At 42.8% G+C, this 21,162-nt stretch carries 20 protein-coding genes and 2 pseudogenes; 11 read left to right on the forward strand and 11 right to left on the reverse strand.

Features of this window, described 5'->3' with window-relative positions:
* Nucleotides 1-139 precede the first annotated feature (139 nt).
* Both DBX26_RS13020 and DBX26_RS13025 read right to left on the reverse strand, forming a co-directional pair.
* Nucleotides 140-1,264, reverse strand: coding sequence for an ImmA/IrrE family metallo-endopeptidase (locus tag DBX26_RS13020; protein WP_118119417.1), 1,125 nt, complete (start codon nt 1,262-1,264; stop codon nt 140-142).
* Complete coding sequence (locus tag DBX26_RS13025) at nt 1,264-1,875, reverse strand: peroxidase (protein WP_118119419.1); 612 nt, start codon at nt 1,873-1,875, stop codon at nt 1,264-1,266. The genes DBX26_RS13020 and DBX26_RS13025 overlap by 1 nt, the downstream gene beginning before the upstream one ends.
* Nucleotides 1,876-2,423: 548 nt before the next feature.
* On the opposite strand from DBX26_RS13025, the gene DBX26_RS13030 reads away from it, so the two are divergent.
* From DBX26_RS13030 to DBX26_RS13045, 4 genes are all read left to right on the forward strand, one after another.
* Nucleotides 2,424-5,291: a DNA polymerase gene (locus tag DBX26_RS13030; protein WP_118119421.1), complete on the forward strand. Its 2,868-nt coding sequence runs from the start codon at nt 2,424-2,426 to the stop codon at nt 5,289-5,291.
* 631 nt (nt 5,292-5,922) lie between these two features.
* Nucleotides 5,923-6,522 carry a hypothetical protein gene (locus tag DBX26_RS13035; protein WP_118119423.1) on the forward strand — a complete coding sequence of 200 codons (600 nt, stop codon included), beginning with the start codon at nt 5,923-5,925 and terminating at the stop codon, nt 6,520-6,522.
* Nucleotides 6,523-6,582: 60 nt separating this feature from the next.
* The gene (locus tag DBX26_RS13040) at nt 6,583-7,053 is read left to right on the forward strand and encodes a hypothetical protein (protein WP_061871896.1); all 471 of its coding nucleotides are present in this window, start codon (nt 6,583-6,585) and stop codon (nt 7,051-7,053) included.
* Between the two features lie 34 nt (nt 7,054-7,087).
* On the forward strand, nt 7,088-7,357 hold the full coding sequence (locus DBX26_RS13045; protein WP_025534411.1) for a hypothetical protein: 270 nt from the start codon (nt 7,088-7,090) through the stop codon (nt 7,355-7,357).
* A gap of 240 nt (nt 7,358-7,597) precedes the next feature.
* On the opposite strand, the gene DBX26_RS13050 is transcribed toward DBX26_RS13045, so the two are convergent.
* The 3 genes from DBX26_RS13050 to DBX26_RS25740 all read right to left on the reverse strand — a co-directional run bounded on the left by DBX26_RS13050 (nt 7,598) and on the right by DBX26_RS25740 (nt 8,159).
* The gene (locus DBX26_RS13050; protein WP_118119425.1) at nt 7,598-7,798 is read right to left on the reverse strand and encodes a hypothetical protein; all 201 of its coding nucleotides are present in this window, start codon (nt 7,796-7,798) and stop codon (nt 7,598-7,600) included.
* Nucleotides 7,799-7,883: 85 nt separating this feature from the next.
* Nucleotides 7,884-8,021 carry a hypothetical protein gene (locus DBX26_RS25490; RefSeq protein WP_005484894.1) on the reverse strand — a complete coding sequence of 46 codons (138 nt, stop codon included), beginning with the start codon at nt 8,019-8,021 and terminating at the stop codon, nt 7,884-7,886.
* 15 nt (nt 8,022-8,036) lie between these two features.
* The gene (locus DBX26_RS25740) at nt 8,037-8,159 is read right to left on the reverse strand and encodes a hypothetical protein (protein WP_254901957.1); all 123 of its coding nucleotides are present in this window, start codon (nt 8,157-8,159) and stop codon (nt 8,037-8,039) included.
* A gap of 223 nt (nt 8,160-8,382) precedes the next feature.
* Here DBX26_RS25740 and DBX26_RS13055 point away from each other — a divergent pair, with 223 nt between their 5' ends.
* From DBX26_RS13055 to DBX26_RS13060, 3 genes are all read left to right on the forward strand, one after another.
* Complete coding sequence (locus tag DBX26_RS13055) at nt 8,383-9,243, forward strand: YafY family protein (protein ID WP_301951771.1); 861 nt, start codon at nt 8,383-8,385, stop codon at nt 9,241-9,243.
* Between the two features lie 396 nt (nt 9,244-9,639).
* The gene (locus tag DBX26_RS25745) at nt 9,640-9,765 is read left to right on the forward strand and encodes a hypothetical protein (protein WP_273982550.1); all 126 of its coding nucleotides are present in this window, start codon (nt 9,640-9,642) and stop codon (nt 9,763-9,765) included.
* Between the two features lie 229 nt (nt 9,766-9,994).
* On the forward strand, nt 9,995-10,453 hold the full coding sequence (locus DBX26_RS13060; RefSeq protein WP_061894856.1) for a hypothetical protein: 459 nt from the start codon (nt 9,995-9,997) through the stop codon (nt 10,451-10,453).
* Nucleotides 10,454-10,981: 528 nt separating this feature from the next.
* Here the strand turns inward: DBX26_RS13060 and DBX26_RS13065 are convergent.
* The 5 genes from DBX26_RS13065 to DBX26_RS13085 all read right to left on the reverse strand — a co-directional run bounded on the left by DBX26_RS13065 (nt 10,982) and on the right by DBX26_RS13085 (nt 15,070).
* Complete coding sequence (locus DBX26_RS13065; protein ID WP_025629828.1) at nt 10,982-11,413, reverse strand: DUF2787 domain-containing protein; 432 nt, start codon at nt 11,411-11,413, stop codon at nt 10,982-10,984.
* 100 nt (nt 11,414-11,513) lie between these two features.
* Complete coding sequence (locus tag DBX26_RS13070) at nt 11,514-12,014, reverse strand: hypothetical protein (protein ID WP_118119429.1); 501 nt, start codon at nt 12,012-12,014, stop codon at nt 11,514-11,516.
* Between the two features lie 44 nt (nt 12,015-12,058).
* Nucleotides 12,059-12,442, reverse strand: a complete 384-nt coding sequence (locus tag DBX26_RS13075) for a hypothetical protein (protein WP_053805198.1) — start codon at nt 12,440-12,442, stop codon at nt 12,059-12,061.
* A 103-nt stretch (nt 12,443-12,545) separates the two neighbouring features.
* Nucleotides 12,546-13,784, reverse strand: coding sequence for an integrase family protein (locus tag DBX26_RS13080; protein WP_118119430.1), 1,239 nt, complete (start codon nt 13,782-13,784; stop codon nt 12,546-12,548).
* A 108-nt stretch (nt 13,785-13,892) separates the two neighbouring features.
* Nucleotides 13,893-15,070 (reverse strand): IS3 family transposase gene (locus tag DBX26_RS13085; RefSeq protein ID WP_118119432.1). Its coding sequence is split into 2 segments (ribosomal slippage): nt 13,893-14,803 and nt 14,803-15,070, totalling 1,179 coding nucleotides; the frame shifts between segments, so codons are not numbered across the junction.
* Between the two features lie 550 nt (nt 15,071-15,620).
* On the opposite strand from DBX26_RS13085, the gene DBX26_RS13090 reads away from it, so the two are divergent.
* The 4 genes and pseudogenes from DBX26_RS13090 to DBX26_RS13105 all read left to right on the forward strand — a co-directional run.
* Entirely contained in the window at nt 15,621-17,510 is a 1,890-nt protein-coding gene (locus DBX26_RS13090; RefSeq protein WP_118119434.1) for a PTS mannitol transporter subunit IICBA, read from the forward strand.
* Nucleotides 17,511-17,649: 139 nt separating this feature from the next.
* Nucleotides 17,650-18,798: a mannitol-1-phosphate 5-dehydrogenase gene (locus tag DBX26_RS13095; protein ID WP_118119436.1), complete on the forward strand. Its 1,149-nt coding sequence runs from the start codon at nt 17,650-17,652 to the stop codon at nt 18,796-18,798.
* 53 nt (nt 18,799-18,851) lie between these two features.
* Nucleotides 18,852-19,388 (forward strand): MltR family transcriptional regulator, encoded by a 537-nt coding sequence (locus DBX26_RS13100; RefSeq protein WP_118119821.1) that lies wholly within the window; start codon nt 18,852-18,854, stop codon nt 19,386-19,388.
* A 341-nt stretch (nt 19,389-19,729) separates the two neighbouring features.
* Nucleotides 19,730-19,864: pseudogene (locus DBX26_RS13105) on the forward strand (IS3 family transposase); the annotation flags it as partial.
* 216 nt (nt 19,865-20,080) lie between these two features.
* On the opposite strand, the pseudogene DBX26_RS13110 reads toward DBX26_RS13105, so the two are convergent.
* Nucleotides 20,081-21,109, reverse strand: a pseudogene (locus DBX26_RS13110) (IS110 family transposase).
* Between the last annotated feature and the right edge of the window lie 53 nt (nt 21,110-21,162).

Below are 21,162 nucleotides of genomic sequence, written 5' to 3' on the forward strand. Positions count from 1 at the left end.
AATAGAAAACAGGTTGAATATCTGTGGTTCACTTCCCAAAAGAGTTACGATATGCGTGGCGGGTTACTACATTTCAGAAACAGAACGACAATGATGAATAATTAAGGGCAAGCACTATGAAGTACTTACCCTTATAAAATCAGAAATTAAACGGTACCACCACATCATCAAATGGAGATACTACCTGCGGCGAGTATTCTATACCTGTGATTTCAGATAGCGTTTCAATTGTAACCCCTAACTTTCGAGCCAACATATCAAATGTTATCCCTAAGTCAGACTCTAGTACTTCTATAGCCTGATTCATAACATGAGGAGATTCAATTGGGATTAACTCATCTCGACGCTCACCCTTTGTTTGACCAGTCTTACTAAACCAAACATTCGCAGAACGATATTGTTGAGCTGTAATAAAACCTAGAAAATGCGCTCTATAAATAATCGCCCTAGCACTCATTTTCCAACGCTGCTTCAAATCATACAAGCGATTCCAACTAATCCCTCGTTGAGTCAAACAACTTGGAAACTCAACCGCAAATGCTTCTCTAGGAAAGAGAAAAGCACTTGCGAACATATCAGCTTCCTTCTCTGTTTGTTTACAACCAGTTTCAATACCATTATGCATAATCAAATGACCACACTCATGAGCGATATCAAAACGTAAACGACATACACTGCCTTTTGCATTGTTGCGAATAATAATAGGGTATTTGCGATTGACCGAAAGTGCATCCACTTTTTCTGATACACCATCAAAGCAAGTAACTATCGCCCCAGCATTCTCAGCCACATCAATCATGTCGTCTATAGGTGCATCAAGAGGAAGCCCCCAAAACTTGCGAGCACCTTCAGCAATTTTTTCAACAATCGGAGCTGATAGTTCTGGAATTTTATCTGCATCAATCAAGTTGAAGCGATTCTCAGGCAAATCTAAATTTTGGTGAAGTATACCGACTAGCTGTTCTAAAACAGTGCTGTACGAAAGAACTCTATTAGCAACTACTGCTGGAGTCGTCTTTCGCTTTCTAAAGTGACATTGCTCTGCTTTTACGTCCCCTGACAAGGGCATATAAAAGAAATCTACAGAGACACCAAGAAATTCAGCTAAAGCACCAACAACATCATCAGGAGGAGTTCTTGCCTCTCCTTCATATTGATGAATACTCTGGCGACTAACAGATACGGCATCTCCTACATCTTGTAAAGTATACCCTTTTAGCGTTCGTGCGAGACGTAATCTCTCACCAACAAAAAATTCACACATTAACGATTACCATTTTGTACATCGCTGTCTTCGTTTGGCTTTTTCTTAACTGATACCTTAGCTTTGTTAAGCTTAGCTGGTTCTGGCAATGCTTCAGTGACCTTACTTAAGACAGGAACAGGTTGTTCTAGCGGCACTTCATATGCAGACACTTGCTCTTCATTGAGATATCCCGTAAAGGTGATACGCTCAACATATCGATCAGAATCAACTTCAACCGCAAAAAGCCAGCGAATATATGATGATTCACCGATATCTTCAAACAAAAATGTCATTTGTCGATGTGCTTCCGCACATGCAATTTGACGCCGTTTCCCAGGAGCTCTTGGGGAACCTCTATACATACGAACAGGAACGCCTCCGATAGAAAAAGTGAAGCGACCATCATCTTTTAACATACCAAGCCACGACCAATTTTCAGTATCTAACGTAGCCCAAATGATCTGCTGACGACAACATTCATAAGCTCTCAATCCCGTAGATCGGGCAGTGTCCCCAAGCTCTTCATTATGTAAATCAATAACGTCATCACGGACAGAACGAATTAGAGAAGCGACTTGTTTAATACGTTCAGGCGTCAACTCTGGAACAATATCCCAAGGGTCTTGCATATTTAAGGTTCCTAATAAATATATGTAGCGGTGAAATCACGTACAATAATATGCTTTTAACCAATTTTGTCAACACCATTAAAATAAGTCACCCCATAAATCACATGTCACCACAACAAGAGTAAGTCAACAGAGCGAAGTCTAATACCATCCTAGTAGCAAAGAGCCTGATCCCACTACAGGATCAGGCTCTCTATACCGCACATACAGTCAGACCAAATCGTTCACAACTCACTATCAGGGTAATACCATATTAAATCGGACCTCCTAGCGGAGTTATTTATATGTTTAGTTACACTCGATGAAAAACAGCACCGTTTTGAGAGTTCCCATACCCGGTATGGGCTTCTACTTTCATCAATTGCCCCACTCTCCATACCACACATCAAAGTCTCAAAAATCATCGTTCTGCCCCTCCCACTTTCTACACAACCTTTTAACTCACACACCAAACCAAGACGAAGCCACACTCATCAGCAGATGAGCTCTGTGGTATAAAGAGGGGCGCGTCACCCACCAACAATGCACTTGGTTATAAGAGAACAACGATGAACAATGAAAACAAACCTAACCATGTTGAAGCCATAGATAAAGAACTCGACGAATACTTCCAAGCAGAAACCACCGACCAAACCATAGAATCAAGCAGCATTGAACTCGACGCTTTTCTAGCGCAAGAGCAAACCGATGAATACTCAAGTAAAGCTGTCGATGATGAGCTCGATATATACTTCGAGAATGAACAGCAGTCACCATGGCAAGCACTCAAAGGTGATGATGAAGCGGTTCACATTGGTATAGACAGTGAGTACGTCTACAACGCCGAGGAAAACCGAAACGACATTCTGTCCTATCAGTATTATCTAATCGCAGGTGAACACCACATGAGTGATGTGGTACTTACCCCCGTTGCTGATGTTATAAAGAAGTCCAGAGCCGCAAACAAAAGCCGTGAAGATGAACTCAAGGCGATTAATCGAATCAAGAAACCACGTAAGAAATTTGAAGAGTTCTTGGTGGAAGTTCTCCAAACTGCAATGGGGCGCGGATTTATCACAGGATGGCCAAAGAAAATCTACATCTATGCGCACTACCTCAGAGCTGACATGGTGTCATTCGAAGCGTTCTGGGATACCAGTCAGAAAGCGAAACTGGAAGTCGTCAGAAGCACATTAACCTCCACGCGTGGCGCATACGGCATCGACCTCGACGCAGTGGGTAGAACCAAGCAAGCTTCAGAACCCGTCCACTTTACAGACAAGAATGGAAAGAAACGTGAGAGTCGTGTCCGCTTTGTAGATACTTTACTACTCAGTCCAGGACAAAGCGGACTTGATAACGTCGGTGAACTCATCAAAATTCCTAAAGAAGTGATACCAGAGCCATATAGTAAAAGCCGTATGGATGAGCTTTTGGTCGCAGACGAGCCACTCTTCCTTCGCTATGCCCTACGAGATGCCGAAATAACAGTGAGGTATGGATTCGATATGCAACAATTCGCCCTCGAAGACATTAAAAAATCACTCAAAGATAAAGTTCCAGAAGAACGGTTAGACAAACTTCAATTTGAACATCTACCATCAACACTGGGTAACTTCTCAGTATCACTCTTCAAAGCACTCACGGGTGATAAAGATGCATTAAACCAAGCACTCGGCATGGAGACCAAAACGATTCAATACTGGAATCAAACAAAAGGTCGTGTCATACAGAAGAAAGAAACTGTCATCACAGCTGGTCGTCGTATCTTCGAACAATTGGCAATAGACTGCTTCCATGGAGGTAGAAACGAGTGTTACGTGTTTGGTGGTGCAAACTTAGGCGATTACAACGATTTCGATCTTGCTACGGCGTACGTCAATGCCTTAATGGACATTAAACCCGTAGACTTCGAGAAAAGCTTCACTTCAACCAATATCAATGACTATCTCGGTCATAAAATGGGGTTTGCTTACGTTAAGTTTAAATTCCCAGAGCATACTAAGTTTCCATCTCTTCCAGTCAGAACGGACTTATACGGTCTGTACTACCCACTAGAAGGTTACTCTTACTGCACGGCACCTGAAATAGAAGTCGCACATAACATGGGATGTGATATTGAAATTCAGTTCGGAGTTATCGTTCCATGGATTGAAGATCAAGAGCCACTTTTCAAAGGCTTTACGGAACTCATCAGAGAGCAAAGACAAAAATACACGGATGAAGGCGATAAATTCAGAGAGAAGCTATGGAAAGAGATAGGCAACACATTGTATGGTAAATTAGGGCAAGGACTCAAAGGAAAACGAGGTTTCAACTCATTAGATGGGTTAAGCAAAAATATCCCACACTCTCCTGTTACTAATCCATATTTTGCTGCCAGTGCCACTGGCTTTGTCAGAGCCGTTCTTTCAGAACAATTAGCAGGGATTCATAAACACCATGGCGACGGAGTTACCGTTGTAAGTGCCACAACAGATGGCTATCTCGTAGACTGTACTGAAGAACAACTCCACGTTTCAGGAACCATTAGCCAACGGTTCAGTAAGATATGTGAGCAAACGGGTGACGGTAAGATGATTAAGCATAAGCACCATGCTAAACAAATCATCGCAATGAAAACCCGTGGACAAATCACTGGTGAATATGGCGATACCGAACCTGTCATAGCAAAAGCAGGCGTTAAGCCACCGGAATCAGCCTTATCATCGGCAAAGGATGAAAATGCTTATATGGTCGAACTGTTCTTAGACCGCTATCCCGGACAAAAGATCCCAAACAACTCATTGATTTCACCCCGTGACATGTACCTCAAAGACATGGACTTGATAGAAATCCAACGAGAAAAGACTCTCAACTTAGAGTTCGACTTTAAGCGTAAACCCGTTAGTCCTCGCATGACTAAAATCCGCCACCCTAAAGGTCACATCGTCGAGCATATCTACTTCGATACCGTACCTTGGAAGAACGAGCAAGAGGGGCAACAGACTCGCGCATTGTTTGATGGATGGCGACGCGATAACTGTCTTAAAACAATGGAAGATTGGGAGAACTGGATCGACTACAGCAAAACCAAACCACTACTGAAGGGGTCATACATCAAGTATGAAGAAGGCGGTTCACAGGGTGCCCTACTAAAACTCGCGTTACGTGCCCTATCTAAAGAGAGCTACGGACTGACCAAAACCATTAATGGTAAGAAACTTACTCTCAAACAACTTACTGAACTGTTTAACAATGCAGGATTTAGGATTGCAGATAATGCCATTAGTAATTCACGAGACACTGCTTTCCGTCCTAACGTACTCGCTGCCACCCCAAGACTAATCCCACTATTACGTTGGTTAATTGCAACGTTCCCTGACATGGAGATAGAACACTTTTTCCATAAAGACGAACTGGATGAAGTAAAAATGATGCTGAAGGACTCGTTATAGTAGGTAACGATAGCGGAAAACGTGAAGGGAATCACTTACACGCAAACATATAACTAATTGATTTAATAAAATTATATCGACATAAATGGATGTTACATCTTGATAGGGGATTAGGTTAACGATTTCGTGATGGGATTACTGGCGTAATCAGAGGGGAATTGCGTGACCTAATTACACTATCAAGATTCAATATCCATTTTTAGCGCTAAGTTTCTGATAGATAATCAGTTTCTCGATTAAACCCTAGCGATGAGACCGTGATTTTTCGCCAATTAACGTGTTTATTTCCTCTGTTGTCAGTAGTCGACCTTTTCTATACAAGACCTTCGCCCTGCGCTTGAAAATGAATCAGTTGTGATGAGTGTCACACTTTAGTTTATTATCAAAATTTTTATTCAACCTCCCTCCTGAGTGGCCGTTCGGGTTTTCAGGTAAGTATTCGAAATGGCTTTCACTTTGTACTGCCGGGGGCTATACCCTCGGAATCCCCCATTTAAACGCGTGCTGGACTGCTTGTAGTGAGCATGACGCGATTCTTACTGGATTTTGCCTGTCTAATTTTTAACCTTTTGATTATGTTGGGTTTTGGTTCTAAATTCGGGGGTATCAATTAAAAATAAGGATGATACCCATGAGTGAACCAATTGATTTATTAAAAGCAACCGAAGAACGACTACAGCTGCTTGCCGAGAATATTGTTGAAGTATTAGGAAATGCGGGCGCTGGTCGTGTTGTTGATAAGGAACAGTGTGAGCAAGCCCAGTACGATATTGGTGCTGCAATGCGCGAAGCTAAGCAGCTCTTTCAAGGGAACAAGAATAAGTTCGGTAAATGGCGTGATGAAAATATTATCGGCAACGGTAAACGTACGGTAGATAAGCGCACGCTTACACGTTGGACTAACTTATGTGAATTCGGAACGCTAGATGAATGTCGTAAAGTAGGATTTACCAAAGTTTACAAGTTATCGAGTAAACACTATGCCCCTTTGCGTGAGCAAATTAAACAATACCTAGAACAACACCCGGATGTTGAATCCGACACTATCAATGAAATGTTCAACGATTTTGCAACTCAATTAAAAACAGAGAAGAAACAGACCACCCCCGTTGTGAATGATGACTTAGTTGACAAGGTATCGGAACTGGAAGCTCGCCTCAAAGAGCTAGAGCAGGAAAATGCCAACCTACGTCAACAGTTAGAAGGTCAACCCACTCTTGAAGCTGCGTAACTTGTTACCGAAACGACATTATGACGTTTCGGTTTTGCTATCGACTATTAAGGAACACCCATGGCAACCGAAGTAAAAAAGAACACGGTGAATTTATTCAGTGTCAAGTTACAGGTGTCAACGAGTATCTTGGCATCAATCAATATCACTGATGGCAATATCAGTGTCAGAGCAGCGAGCGGTAAACAGCTAGCTCATTTGACTCTTAAAGATGAAGAAAGTGAGCAAAATCTCGATACGCTATTTGCTGACCTTGAGAAGCTTTGTATCCGAGACGCGAATTACTGGATAACCCTCCCAACAGGTAGTTGGGTGCGGAAAAACGCCATTCTAGGATATGAATGTCACCTTAGTGAAAAATATCAAGGACTTATCCTGAGAACTCAAGGTAACCGGATTCTTTCATTTATTCCCTGTGATGATCTAGATACACAGTTAATGATCAAACAGGAAATTCAGAAGGCTACAGCAGCCTCATCACCGTCCCGTCGTTACAAACCTAACTGGGACTTCCATCAAAGCGCAGTTTAACTGCATCTTTTACTTAACTATTGGAATATAAATTATGAACATGTCTATCTATGATTTAATCGTTAATGCTTTCACCGCTGAAGCAAATCGCACTAACCAGAACCGTCGAACTCGCCTTCGTGAGGTTCGTAAAGTTGGTCAGAATATCGAGTCGAAAGGTGGCAAGATCCAACACTGGGATCAAATCCTTGATGAGCTTGAAACCGCGCTGGTGCACGACTATGACACTAAACGCGATTCTTTCGGTTACAAGGAGACAGCGAAGCGCTTGAAGCAGGTGATTAGCGAAGTCACTGGTCACTAACGTGTTACACGTTACTCTCACTGCTTAATAGTTTTTTAATAGTACGTTTTTATCAAATAAATTGCCCAGACCTTAGCGATTATTTCATGCAAGAATTTCCATACCCTATCTGAAAGGTGTTTGTTGACGGACGTTAGCAAGCACCTTTCGACCTTCGGCTTTCCATTCTTGAAACGGCATAATGTCGGTACGAAACTACCAATAAAAAAAGAAGCAGAGTCCCCCCTACTTCTTCCCTTGCTAGATAACGTCTTTTTCCTCCATGACCCCACCAATCACTGCTCCTGCCAAAAATCCAACCGCACCAAATGCGACCATCCCTCTAGCCCCGGCGATGCGCCGCCCTAGAACGCTGCCATACTGAGCACCTCGAATCCCCGTCGATAGACTCGGCTTAAACCAGCGCTGTTGAGGGTTAGAATGAAAATGTGTTTTTGCCATAATGTTTTTCCTTTTCTATAGATACAGAAAAGGGCGATACCTTTCGATATCGCCCTTGTTGATAAGCCTAATTTAGTGATGGGACTTAATCATCGTCATCATCAGCCATGAAGTCGCCGCCAAGCCAACCATCGTCGCCCGGTTCCATGTCGAAGTCCTGACTGAAGCCAGAATCTTCTGTGCCATCATCATAGTCACCTTGGTCTTCTGTCCAGTTGCCCATAACGAATACTCCTTCTTAGCTGTAATCCATTGCGCCACATGTATCACATGACCCACCCTTGGTGACCCAACCGGGACAACCTAAAGAACGGCATGAATAACCTGATGCCATAAGTGGCTTAATGAATGTCACTTGCATTACTTGTTTCCTTTAATTGACGTTGTAGTAAATCTACGTTGTGTAGTATCCCACTGCGACCGGACAGGATATGTCCAAGACCGCAGAGTGAGTGTGAAAATAGTCATCGTCATTGCCCTGCCTTATCCGATGAAAGCTATGCCAAACCTCAGTGCGCGACGGTTTGAAACATTTAAAAATGTTTTGCCCTCAACCTGTCCAAGGGAAACCGTACGCTAGTAGCATGAGCGATAAGAGTGAAAAGCTAGCTTTAAGGCTAGGTGACATATTGACGAGATTGTTTATGGGAGAAGTGCTCTCCCCTGAGCAATTGGTAGCGGACTATCAGGTAAGCGAGAAAACCCTGAGACGCGATTTCAATGAAAGGCTAGTCAACGCTCCAATTATCCGCACCAATGAGGGTTATCGGTTAGATCCGGTAACTCGAAATAATGGTAATGCGAATACCAACAAGGTACTGCACGATACGGGTTTGTCTGCGCTACTGCCTAACCACTACAAGTTCAACGGTCAAGCTACCGTTCTGTTTAAGAACCCACGCTCCGAACCCATCGGGAAGTTCGATGCGCTGTTTAGACAACTGACCGAAGTGATCACCACTCACTCTGTGATTGACCTTGTGTACAATGGAAAAACGTTTGAATCTGTCCATCCATATCGTTTGGTAAATGACCGTGGTATCTGGTTCCTCGCTGCAACCTACTGTGACCAGTTACATTCGTACCGACTACCAAATATTTCACGGATTCACCGCCGGGAAGATAAATACAAACCGAATCAAAAGGTCCACGAGGAGATACATAAACAAGGGATGGAGTGGCTAACTCCGGATGATGCTGAGGTGCTTGTACAAGTTGATAGGGAAGTAGCTCCACGCTTTCTTGAAGGAACGATTCTCCCTCACCAGCAGCTATTGAAAGAACTGAGTGACGGTAGTTTGTTGGTTAGCAGTCGAGTATCAAGATTGAGCGATATCTTGCCTTTGTTGAAGTCTTGGATACCTCAAGTCGAGGTGCTTTCCCCTGTCAGCCTTAAGCTTGAACTTATACGCGACCTCCACGCCACATTGGATCGTTACAAGTAGTCGACACGTTTCAGACTACCGAAACCGATCAGCTTACTGAGCAATTAGATCATGATGATCCAAATGCTTTATTTGCCGTACGTAAGTGTCGTGTAATGACTTTGTCACGTTAATAAATAACGCCCTAGCGTTCTCTCTAAAAGCACAGCTCCAAGTCAACAAAGAACCCCGACATAATGTCGTTTCACTACGCTGCTACAGACAGTCCTACCCATGAACTTGTCACTATGTACCGATTTTGCGTTTACCTATGTTGGATAAGGGAAAGGGGTGATTTAGCGAAACCTCAAACCGATACTGTGCAAGGGAAAACTCAAAATGATGCCGTTTTTGGTCGTTAATTAGCAAACACTAAAATAACTTCGAAGAAGGTAAAATTTTAATAGGGGTATAACCATGATGTCTGATGCACGAACTCTGCTCCAAATCACTCAGTCCAGTCCGTATTTTTACCTAGTTGATATCGCCAACTTGTTAAGCTTCACCGCCGTTGGCTATCTACTGGGTATGATGACTAGATAAACAGAGCCATGAATTGAACTTGTCACTATAGATTCCGGTGACAAGTTCCTTTTGTTACACCTAGCCTGTTTTAACTAGCTTCTGAAAATAGGCGAAAAATTTGAGTAAAAGTTCATTTGTGTCAATCCATTCACGAATATCGTTATAAATCTATCAGTTAGACTAGTGTTTTATAAGTTAAGCATGTTTAATCCGCGTATCGAAACTAAAACAAAACAGGTACAAAAACATGTCTATTTCATTCAATAAAACAGAGCATCTACTTAACGACTGTCAAAGTGAGAAAATTGCCAAGTGTGCGGCAGCAGCTTGGGGACATGAAGCAACGATGGGAACTCAAATGTTTTTCGCAGAGTCGGACCACTACTCGATTCAGATGGCAGAAGAGCATTTGGAAAACCCAGAAAGCCAAGAAGTTATCTTCATTGAATTTCTAGCTTACAGCGACCATGAAAAGTCACGCACATCTGCGGTTGTTTACGAGAAAGAAGACCTCGTCATGCTTTGTCATTGGTTTTCATTTGGGGATGATGAGGAAGAATATTTTGAGCCTGGATATCCTATGACCACTTCCGGATTCTTCAGCTACCTGAACTCTCTACCAAATATAAAGAGACATGTTCACCCATCTGCACTAGATGACAAGTATCAGCTAGGGTTGTCTCTACTGGACGAACTAAGCCAGTAAGTTATATCTAATTCTGTTTGTACTGGGGGTAAATTGGATAAGTTGTCATTTCGTATGGCAACGTTGAAAATGATCAAGTTTTCGAGCCAAACTACGAACATAAGATTAAGGGGCGCCTCTCGTCGCATAATAGGCTAGCCTTCATCCCCTAGTTGCAGAGATAGCATCAGACAAATCATTCTCTCGGTATTTTCTATAGGCTTCCCTCCCCTTACTGCTCCCATTGCTTCGACATAGCAATGGGAGCTTTTAATAACAAAACACCAGTGTAAACCAACCAAACTCGTTAAAATTAAGACTCCCTTCCTTGGTGTTTCTACCCTTCATTGCAATTCAGCAACTTCATCCCCTCTGAATCCCGAAGGCAACGGATTGGGTAAACGTTGCTAAAACTTGCCCCAATGAAAAAGGCTTCCCATCACGCCATGATTAACATGAAGCAATGGGAAGCCTTAGTTTCACTAGGAAGTGAGTCGACTATTTTATGGTACATACATGGTGCTTTCTACTTGGTTTGTTACCGATGGGCTAATCCACAGTGACTTTTATCTCATCGAACACGCCCATTTCGACGTAGCTAAGAAAGTTGGATTCCCACATCGAGTAGAACTCCATTACCTCACTACTTGTTATCGGCAGTTCCGGAACATAGGAAAAACTCGCTGTTCCAGATGAGAAGTTAAAATCCACCTCCTTAACCAGTTCGGGATAAGGACCACCGCAATACGCAAAGTCAGTGATGTAATCAAAGATCCACTGGTCGTAGAGGCGGACAAGCCTGATTTCAACAGGGTGCCAACCGCCATTTTCCGAACTGTAGGAAGAATCTCGGAAGTTGATCACCACCGATTGGATCATGGGTGTCCATTTGCCTGATTCGCTGATCACTCGGTTTAAAGCATCTTGAAGATCGACACTGACAGGCAGCAGTAATCGCTCAACGTCAAAAGTTAAGTTCATAATAAAATCTCTTTTAGTTTGTTAGGGAAGCACTCTTGCTAAGTGCTCAGTATGAAAGCCAGAGTTGGCTTAGTGGGTAACGGGTAATGTGGTTTTGGGGTTATTTCGCTTTGGTTTCAGCGTCCACGAGAGACAGCAACTCATCACGACGTTGCTCGTAGTCTGGTGATAGAACGTGAAGAAACACCGATTTCTCCGACTGGATGATAAGACCAAGCCCCCTGCAGCAAGCAGCCATAAAACCAGCGTTGTTCGCTGACTGTCCAGAAAACACGCACTTCATCACAGAACTCTTAAACGGCTTATCACCCTGCACATCTAGTACAGCGGTGATGTCTTTAAGTGGTATCCATTCCTTGCTGTGCAGACCACCACCCTGATTTCCAGACATACGAATATAGAGCTCGTTTTCTTCATCATGAATGGCGATTTCATAGAACACATGGTTCTCCGTTTTCGGACTTAACTTCTTCGCTTTACCCTCGCGCACGATATGAGTGAAATGGTCTACTGGTTGATCGTCAGTGACCGTGACTTGTTCATTGCCTTCTACGATTTCAGGTTGAACCGTTTCTTGTTGTTGGTTTGATTTACGTGCCATAGGGCACCTCCTTTGAGATGGAATTGTTCAGGTTTAATGTGGTTTTAAGATTCAGCTTGATCAGCTAACTTGGCGACAGGGAACGTGGGACTGTTCATAGGAGCACAGCAGTACACACCAGCGCCTTCCATGGTCACTATGGCGACCGCTAATAACCAAGGACAATCATCGTCGTTTAACAACAGAACCCATTCAGGGTAGTTAGTAACAAAGCGAAGGAAGTGTTGGTCTTCCTCAGATTCTTCACTCAAGGTTTCGTCGGTATCGGACTCCTCAATCAAGTACAAGGTCGTACCGACCTCATCCCAAAACGCTTTAGTGCTTTCTTCATCACCGAATGGTTCTATCAGGTGCTCTAGCAGTTTTGCTTTCACACCATCAGGCATTGGCAGTGATTGAATGTCTTCAAACTTGTTTACTGTTTTCATTTCTAATCTCCGTTTAATAATGAAAAAAGCCCCTGTTTAGCTCGTCGCTAAACAGGGGCTTTTCTAATGTCATTTCTAAATTAACTGGTTAAACCTAACTTCTTCATTCCCAACGTATCTCTGGCTTCGCAGTCACCATATCCGACAAACGAGAGCCAATCTCCCGCCGACGCCCTACAGTCAATTTTGAGTAGCGCCTTGTTGATGAAAGGTCAGCGTGATTCAACTGCTTGGCTATGTCGTGTAACGAGACTCCTTGGCTAGCTAATAAACTCCCAACCGTATGACGAGCACTGTGTAGGGTTAGATTCGCTTTATCTCCGGGTATGTCGGGCAGTCCCATCTTGGCTTTGATAGCCTTGAAAGCATGCCTAGGTTGCCCTACTGGTTTACCCTTTTTGCGTCCAGGAAAGAGATACGGATTATTCGCCACATGAGGCACTGACCTCAAAATATCAAGCATGTAATCACTTAGATAAATAACGTGACTACTACCGTTTTTCGTATGAGGAATAATGAGTGTTTTTTCCTCCCAATTCACATCGGATTTCAAGCGTAAACGCAGTTCCTTATCCCTCGCGCCAGTCAAAAACAGCAAAGCTAGGTACGCGCCAATACTTTTGTCTTCATGGTTCAGAGCGTGACCTATGAACTCCTTTAGCTGTGATTCAGACAAGTAACCAGTGCGCACGTTATCCTCTTTCAACAAGCTCACCTTGTCAGCAATGAGTGGAGCGTCCATCAACTTGTATGCTTGACGATTGATCGTTTTGAGCAGGGCTAGAACACGGTTTATCGAAGCAGGAGCATAAGGCTTGCCTTTAATCGTAACGGCATTCTGCATCTCCATTTGGACTTTGATGATATCGGCGGCGGTTAGGTCATGAATTGATATGTGATGTATCGACTTTGCCAAACGAAATCGTGCAACATCATCCTTCCAACTGCGTTTCTGTTTAGCGAGAGGCAAATAGACTTCATCAAAGAACCGTTCAAGAGTCATCGTCTTCTCGGTAGTCTGATTGTCACGTTCAAGCTTGGGATCAATGCCTTCAAGGATCTTCTGGCGGTATTCCTTAGCGATCTTTCTCAAGGTTACAAGATCTGTCTCAGGGTGACGGCCAAGACCAATCGCAGATTTTTTACCCGGAACCTGAGGGCTAATATACCTAAGCAAGAAGCGTTTCCCGCCAGATTTACCCACTAAGCAACGTACGCCAGTAGGTAAACCAGAGTCTTTCATAGCGGATAAATTAACTTCGTAATCAGCGGATTTTGCAGTTCTAGGGTTGGGTTTAAGGTTGTTGAGGAAAGTGGTAGTGAGTCGTTGTGATTTGCTCATTCAAACCTCCATTAACTAGATATTCTATTAGTTAATATGTATTTGAATGATTGTTTGTTACGGGGTACAACAACTTACAACTCTCGACTAAAACAGCATATGTAGTGGTCAACTAAAATTGGCCACGGTTTTAGAGTTTTCCCAATACAGTCGTTCAGACTCATTGGGTGTTAGACCACCATTATATTGATGTGGCCTGAGTTGGCTGTAGTAGCCCGTGATATATCGAGTTATGTGTCCTCTTGCTTCGTTAAAACTCCGATAACCCGACACTGGTATCCATTCTGTCTTTAGGCTTCTGAAGAATCGCTCCATCGGACTGTTATCCCAGCAATTACCTCGCCTAGATAAGCTTTGCTTGATTTGATAACGCCACAACAGTTGCCGATAAGAACGACTGGTGTAATGACTTCCTTGGTCGCTGTGGAACATCACGCCTTTGGGCTTACCTCGTGATTCAAACGCCATAGAGAGTGCTTTCCCTGTCAACTTACTATCAGGCGATACTGACATCGCCCAACCAATTGGCTTTCTCGCGAACAGGTCGATGACAACAGCAAGATACATCCAGCGTTGTCCCGCCCAGACATACGTCACATCACCGACCCAGACTTGATTGGGAGCCGTAACGGCAAATTGTCGAGACAGATGGTTTGGGATCTCTACGTGCTCTTGTGATGCCTTTCGATATCGGTGCTTCGGTGTTTGGCAGCTTACCAACCCTAATAATTTCATTATCTTAGAAGCTCGATAACGTGTCAGTTTTACACCTTGAGCCGTCACCATGTCGGCAATGCTTCTCGCACCAGCAGAGCCGTTACTTGCCGTATGAACTTCTTTAATGAGACTCTTTAGTTTCACCAACTCTGGGGAAACACGCTTAGGGCGACAACGCCAGTATTTGTAACTGCTGCGGTGGACACTGAACACATGACACAAGGTGGTTACACTAAAGCTCTGCCTGAGTTTCTCGATTATCGAGAGTTGTTCAGTGAGTCCGACATCAAGAGAGCGGTAGCCTTTTTTAATATTTCATTGTGCTCTTCAAGGCGTGCAAGTTTCTTCTTCAGCTCTCGTATCTCAATTTGTTCTGGTGTCATTGGTGAGGCTCGAGGAGTCACTCCCTTTCTTTCTTGCTTAAGCTGCCTTACCCACTTATCCATTGTCGATTTACCCACACCCATGGCTTTTGCGGCTTCAACAACAGAGTAGTTTTGGTCGAGAACAAGTTGTGCTGCTTCGAGTTTGAATTCCGCACTGAAAGTGCGTCTGGTACGCTTGGTCATAGTTTCACCTGTCATGCTATGAGGTGCATCTTAACACCTCTAATCAGGTGGCCAAATTCACCGTACCACTACAATACCTTTAATTTTGATTATCTTCCTTTACAGATTCTGTTCTAAACAAAATCGAAAATAAATTTTGACGTTTATTTAGCGTAATTTTATTACAAAAAATAAAGCCAACACTCCAAAAGACGGAATATTGAACCATACCAGTTCGTAACTTGAACTAAAATTGTGCTTTTAAATTTACAAAAACACAAAAACACAACAAAGATCACAATTTAACTTCCACGAACAGCAATCAAAAACGTGACGCAAATCACAACTAAATGATAATAAATATCAACAACAAACCATTGTAATTAAAAAACAGATTACAAATGAGATCTAAATCAAAAAAAAACCCGCAACATTAATAATAAATCGAGACATAAGTCACATAAAAACCAGAAGGAGTGCCTTTTTAAAAAGTTGTGATACATTTTAAGCGACTTTTAAAGAAACGCTTTGGACCAATTTGGTCATCCAATATAAAAATTGAGGTCTCCCTATGTTATCACCAGAAGCTAAGATCAAAGTCCAAAACTTTGGTCGTTTTCTATCCAACATGGTAATGCCAAACATCGGTGCATTTATTGCCTGGGGTTTCATTACTGCACTCTTCATTCCAACTGGTTGGTTGCCAAATGAAACATTGGCATCACTTGTTGGCCCAATGATTAAGTTCCTACTGCCATTATTGATTGGTTACACTGGCGGTAAGATGGTCGGCGGCGACCGTGGTGCGGTTGTTGGTGCCATTACTACAATGGGTGTAATTGTCGGTACCGACATCCCTATGTTTATGGGGGCTATGATCGTTGGTCCACTTGGCGGCTACGCGATTAAGAAATTTGATGAATCGGTTCACGGCAAAGTGAAAAGCGGCTTTGAAATGCTAGTTAATAACTTCTCTGCCGGTATCATCGGTATGATCCTTGCCATTCTAGCTTTCTACGTTATTGGCCCTGCGGTAAAAATCTTATCTAGCGCATTGGCTGCGGGCGTAAACGTGATGGTTGAAGCAGGCGCTCTTCCTCTAGCTTCCATCTTCGTTGAACCAGCTAAAATTTTGTTTCTAAACAATGCGATTAACCACGGTATCTTCTCTCCTCTAGGTATCCAACAGTCTGAAGAGCTAGGTCGTTCAATTTTCTTCCTTATCGAAGCAAACCCAGGTCCTGGTCTAGGTCTTTTACTTGCTTATATGGCGTTTGGTAAAGGTAATGCTAAGCAGTCCGCAGCGGGCGCATCTATCATCCACTTCTTAGGTGGTATCCACGAAATTTATTTCCCATATGTACTAATGAACCCTCGCCTAATCCTTGCAGTTATCGCTGGTGGTATGACAGGTGTATTCACAAACGTGATGTTCGGTTCAGGTCTGATTTCTCCTGCGTCTCCAGGATCAATCTTCGCTGTACTATTAATGACTCCTAAAGGTGCCTACGTTGGTGTAGTTCTATCAGTTATTGCTGCTGCAACAATGTCGTTTTTGGTGGCTTCACTACTGATGAAAACATCGAAAGCAACAGATGAAGAAGACTCTCTAGATAAAGCATCTGAAGCTATGCACAACATGAAAGCAGCATCTAAAGGTCAAGCCGCTGCGGACTTTTCTATTGACTCTGCAACTGTTACGTCGATTTACGTAGCGTGTGATGCGGGTATGGGCTCAAGCGCTATGGGGGCTGGCCTACTGCGCAAAAAAGTGCAAGCTGCTGGTTTAGATATTGATGTGACGAACCTAGCGATAAACAACTTGCCAAGCGATTCACAAATTGTGGTAACCCACAAAGATTTGACAGACCGTGCACGTACTCACGCAGTGAGTGCTATGCATATATCTCTTAGCAACTTCCTAGATGGATCAGTGTACGACAACCTAGTTGCCAAACTTGTTGAAGCACAGAGTGGTGCTGTAAAAAAGTCAGAGGCACCTGCAGCGAAAGCAGAGGAAAAGAAACAGACGTTCACGCTAACTGACGACAGTGTATTCCTCGGACTAAAAGCTAAATCCAAGGGAGAAGCGATTAAGTTTGCAGGTGAGCAACTCGTCAAATTAGGTAATGTTGCACCTGAATACGTTGACGGTATGTTTGCGCGTGAAGAAGTCGTGTCTACCTACCTCGGTGAGTCAATTGCAGTACCACACGGAACCATTGAAGCAAAACAGTACGTCAAGAAAACAGGCATTGTGTTCTGTCAATATCCTGAGGGTATTCAATGGGGTGAAGAGGAAGATGATATCGCTAAGATGGTCATAGGCATCGCAGCCCAAGGTGATGAACACAACATGGTATTAATGGCGATTACCAATTCACTTGATGATGAAGCGGCCGTTGAGAAGTTACAGAACACGTCCAATAAACAAGATGTACTGGACATTCTCAATGCTTAGTGTGGCTTCAGTTTAGCTCCTGAGTGAATGAGGCCAGAACCCCCTCACTGGCCTCTTTTTTAGTCTTGATAGCTGAAGGTTTAGAAGTATGTCGTTAAGTCATCATCTATCTGGATTTAACAGTTGAAAGGTTACTATTATGAAAGTGTTACATTTTGGTGCAGGTAATATTGGTCGTGGCTTTATCGGTAAATTGCTTTCCGATGCGGGCATGGAAGTAACATTTGCAGACGTAAACGAAACGGTAGTCAACGCCCTAATTGAGCGCAAGGAATACCCAGTAAAAATCGTTGGCGAAGAGTGTGTTGTTGAGACTGTGAAGAACGTCACCGCAGTTAATTCATCGACCGATGCAGTTATTGATTGTATTGCTGAATCTGATTTAATCACAACGGCAGTTGGTCCAACGGTGCTAAAGATTATCTCACAATCAATTGCTAAGGGTATTGAAAAGCGTGCTGCTTCGGGTAACGCAAGACCGATGAACATCATTGCAGCAGAGAACATGGTGAGAGGTACAAGCCAGCTAAAAGCAGCGGTACTTGAACATTTATCTGATGAAATGAAGGCATTCACTGAAGAGAATATTGGCTTTGTGGATTCGGCAGTAGATCGTATCGTACCACCGGCTGAAGCAGGCGAAACTGATCCTTTGGCGGTAACGGTAGAGACGTTTAGTGAGTGGATTGTTGACCAAACACAATTCAAAGGTGAGATCCCAAACATCCCAGGCATGGAATGCACAGATAACCTAATGGCTTTTATTGAACGTAAGTTGTTTACTCTCAATACTGGACACCTGATTACAGCTTACTTAGGTGTATTAGCAGGGTACGAGACCATCAAAGACTCCATTGAAGATCCAGATATTCGTGCGCAAGTAAAAGCGGCGATGCAAGAGAGTGGTGCAGTTCTTGTTAAACGTTATGGTTTTGAACCAGAAGCTCACGCTGCGTACATCGAGAAAATTTTGGGTCGTTTCGCTAACCCTTACTTGCGTGATGAGGTCGATCGTGTTGGTCGTCAACCAATTCGTAAGCTAAGCCCTCAAGATCGATTGATTAAGCCATTGAATGGTACCTTAGAGTACGGTTTACCGAACAAACATCTAATTAAAGGTATAGCTTCGGCATTCCACTATAAGAATGATGATGATCCACAGGCGGTAGAATTACAGAACATGCTCGCAGAAAAAGGGTTTGCTCAGACATTAGCGTACTATTCTGAGCTGAATGTTAACTCAGGAGTTGTTAAACTAGCCGAACAAGCTTATAACGCAATCAAATAATGATGGAATATAATAGTGCCACTAATGTGGCACATTTTCCTATTGAAGAAGCCATGCCAATATACTCAAGTAATGAATCGGAACTATTAGAAGAGCTTGCTGAATCTGCTAATGCGGCAGAGTGCTTGCTATGTGCTTATGATGTATTGGAAGACATGCTCGATGCCGTATTAAAGAGTATTTTTCATAAAGATGATTATGCCGTGAAGTTTGTCGTAGATCCCCTTCTCTCAGGTAATGGTCCTTTGGGTGAAACTCTTGTTCGTATTAAACTTTTGCTTGGACTAGGAGTGATCAATAAAGAAACATATGACGACATTGAAGTGTTTGTCACTTTGAAAGAATGGGTCAAAGTTCAAGACGGTAAATTAGATTTTTGGGATCAAGACGTTATCTTCGAACTCAATCGGATTCATGCGATACAAAAAATCATGCCCATCGACTATTCACCGGAATTAGTCGAGGGCCTGAATACTGACATGAAATCGATGTTTTTAGATCGGCACTTCCAAAAAGTTCGCTCCACTATTGTACTCGCAGTTAACGATATACATCAGCAGTTATCCAAAGATAACGCTCTAACATCTTAAAACTAATACTGCCAAAGATATCTTCAATACGCTTACTCTCTTGTTAAGACAGCGTGATTAGACAGGTTTCGGAGTTACATTTTTAATATCCTTAGCCCATTCACCAAACTACGCCAAGAGCTTCTTTAAAAATTGGTTAGATGTCATCATCCCCAACGATTGTATTTCCTTACAATGTGACTCCTTACACAATGGCTGGAGAGCGCTGTAAAGTGCATGTTCAACTTTTTGCATTACTATCAATGTAGCTCCAAGTAGTGATAAAAACTTCTTGACTAACATGGGTATTTTGTTCTGTTTTCATTTCTTCAAAGTTGACTCATCAAGGTAAAAGGGCTATTCAAAAAGAGATTACCCGTTACATTATCGGATACTACTGCCAACTCAGACCACATCAGTATAACGGTGGTCTAACTCCCAATGAATCAGAACGATTATATTGGGAAAACTCTAAAACCGTGGCCAATTTTAGTTGACCATATATGGACGCCTCAGTTTTTACAACACTTTTGAATGATTGGTTCACTACCATATATTCGGCGTCGTTACAGGCTCTTTCGCCTGCGCCTTGATGTAAATCCGAAACCTATTGCCTAATCACTACATCGGCATTTAATGCCTTGGTCAACTCAGGTTACAATAGGTACGGTTAACCGTTTATTCATCAGTGTATGTAAACTTTCTTGAGGTTATTATGCAAAGGCTTTGTTTACGTCAAAGTCATGGCTTCCTGTTAATATTTTCCATGCTATACGAGCTAGTTTATTCGCAAGTGCTACCACAGCTTTATGTTTACCTTGTCTGACAGCTAAAGCGTTGAACCATTGCCCAAGTTTATCTTGCCGTTTGTTGCAAAACGCCCTACAGCCCTCGCGCCATGAATAAGTAACACACGCAGATCGGCGCTGCCATTTTTTGTGATGCTCCCTAAGCGGATTTTACTACCAGAACTTGATTGAGTTGGTACCAATCCGCACCATGCAGATAACTGCCTGCCATTTTTTGAATTGTAGACCTGAACCTATCTCACTAATAAAACTCGCTGTTACTAATGGCCCAAATCCAGGAATTGAAAGCAGTGCTTCGTAGCGAGGTTGATTTTGACAAAGAGCTTTAATATCACGCTCGATTTGCTCTATTCGATAATTTAAAGCGCATAAATCATCATATAGGGACTTAAGAAGGCTACGGAGAGTATACGAAAGATCGTTGCTTCCATCTTCTAAAGCCTCTATTAGGGACGCTTGTAGTTTTATTCTTCCGACACTAAAAATAACGCCAGATTCACCTGCTAAACTGCGAATTTGGTTTACTGTCGCCGTTCTGTTTTGGACTAAGCGGGCCCGAACACAGCGTAATGATTTAATATCTTGTTGATCTACCGTTTTTATAGGCACTTTATGGATATTAGGTCGAAAAGCTGCTTCACATATAGCAAGAGCATCATTCGCATCGTTCTTTTGGCTTGAGACAAATGGCTTAACATGTTGGGCTGGAATTAGCTGAACATCGAAGTCTAACTCTTTGAACTTCCTCCCCCCAATAGTGAGAGGTCCCACATGCTTCCATTGCAATTAAAGTTCCTTGAGGAAATTGCCTTACTTTATCGAGTAGCTTATTGCGTCTAACTTTTGATTACTCTTAATTGAATGATCTACAAGACAAACACAGACCTGAAATACATTTTTGGCTAAATCAATTCCAACAACTTTTATATCCATAATGGCAGCCCTTTAGGTTTACTATCAGCATCAAGTTTGGCAGATACCGCGAA

The organism is Vibrio sp. dhg, assembly GCF_003443775.1.
GTDB classification, from domain to species: Bacteria; Pseudomonadota; Gammaproteobacteria; order Enterobacterales; family Vibrionaceae; genus Vibrio; species Vibrio natriegens.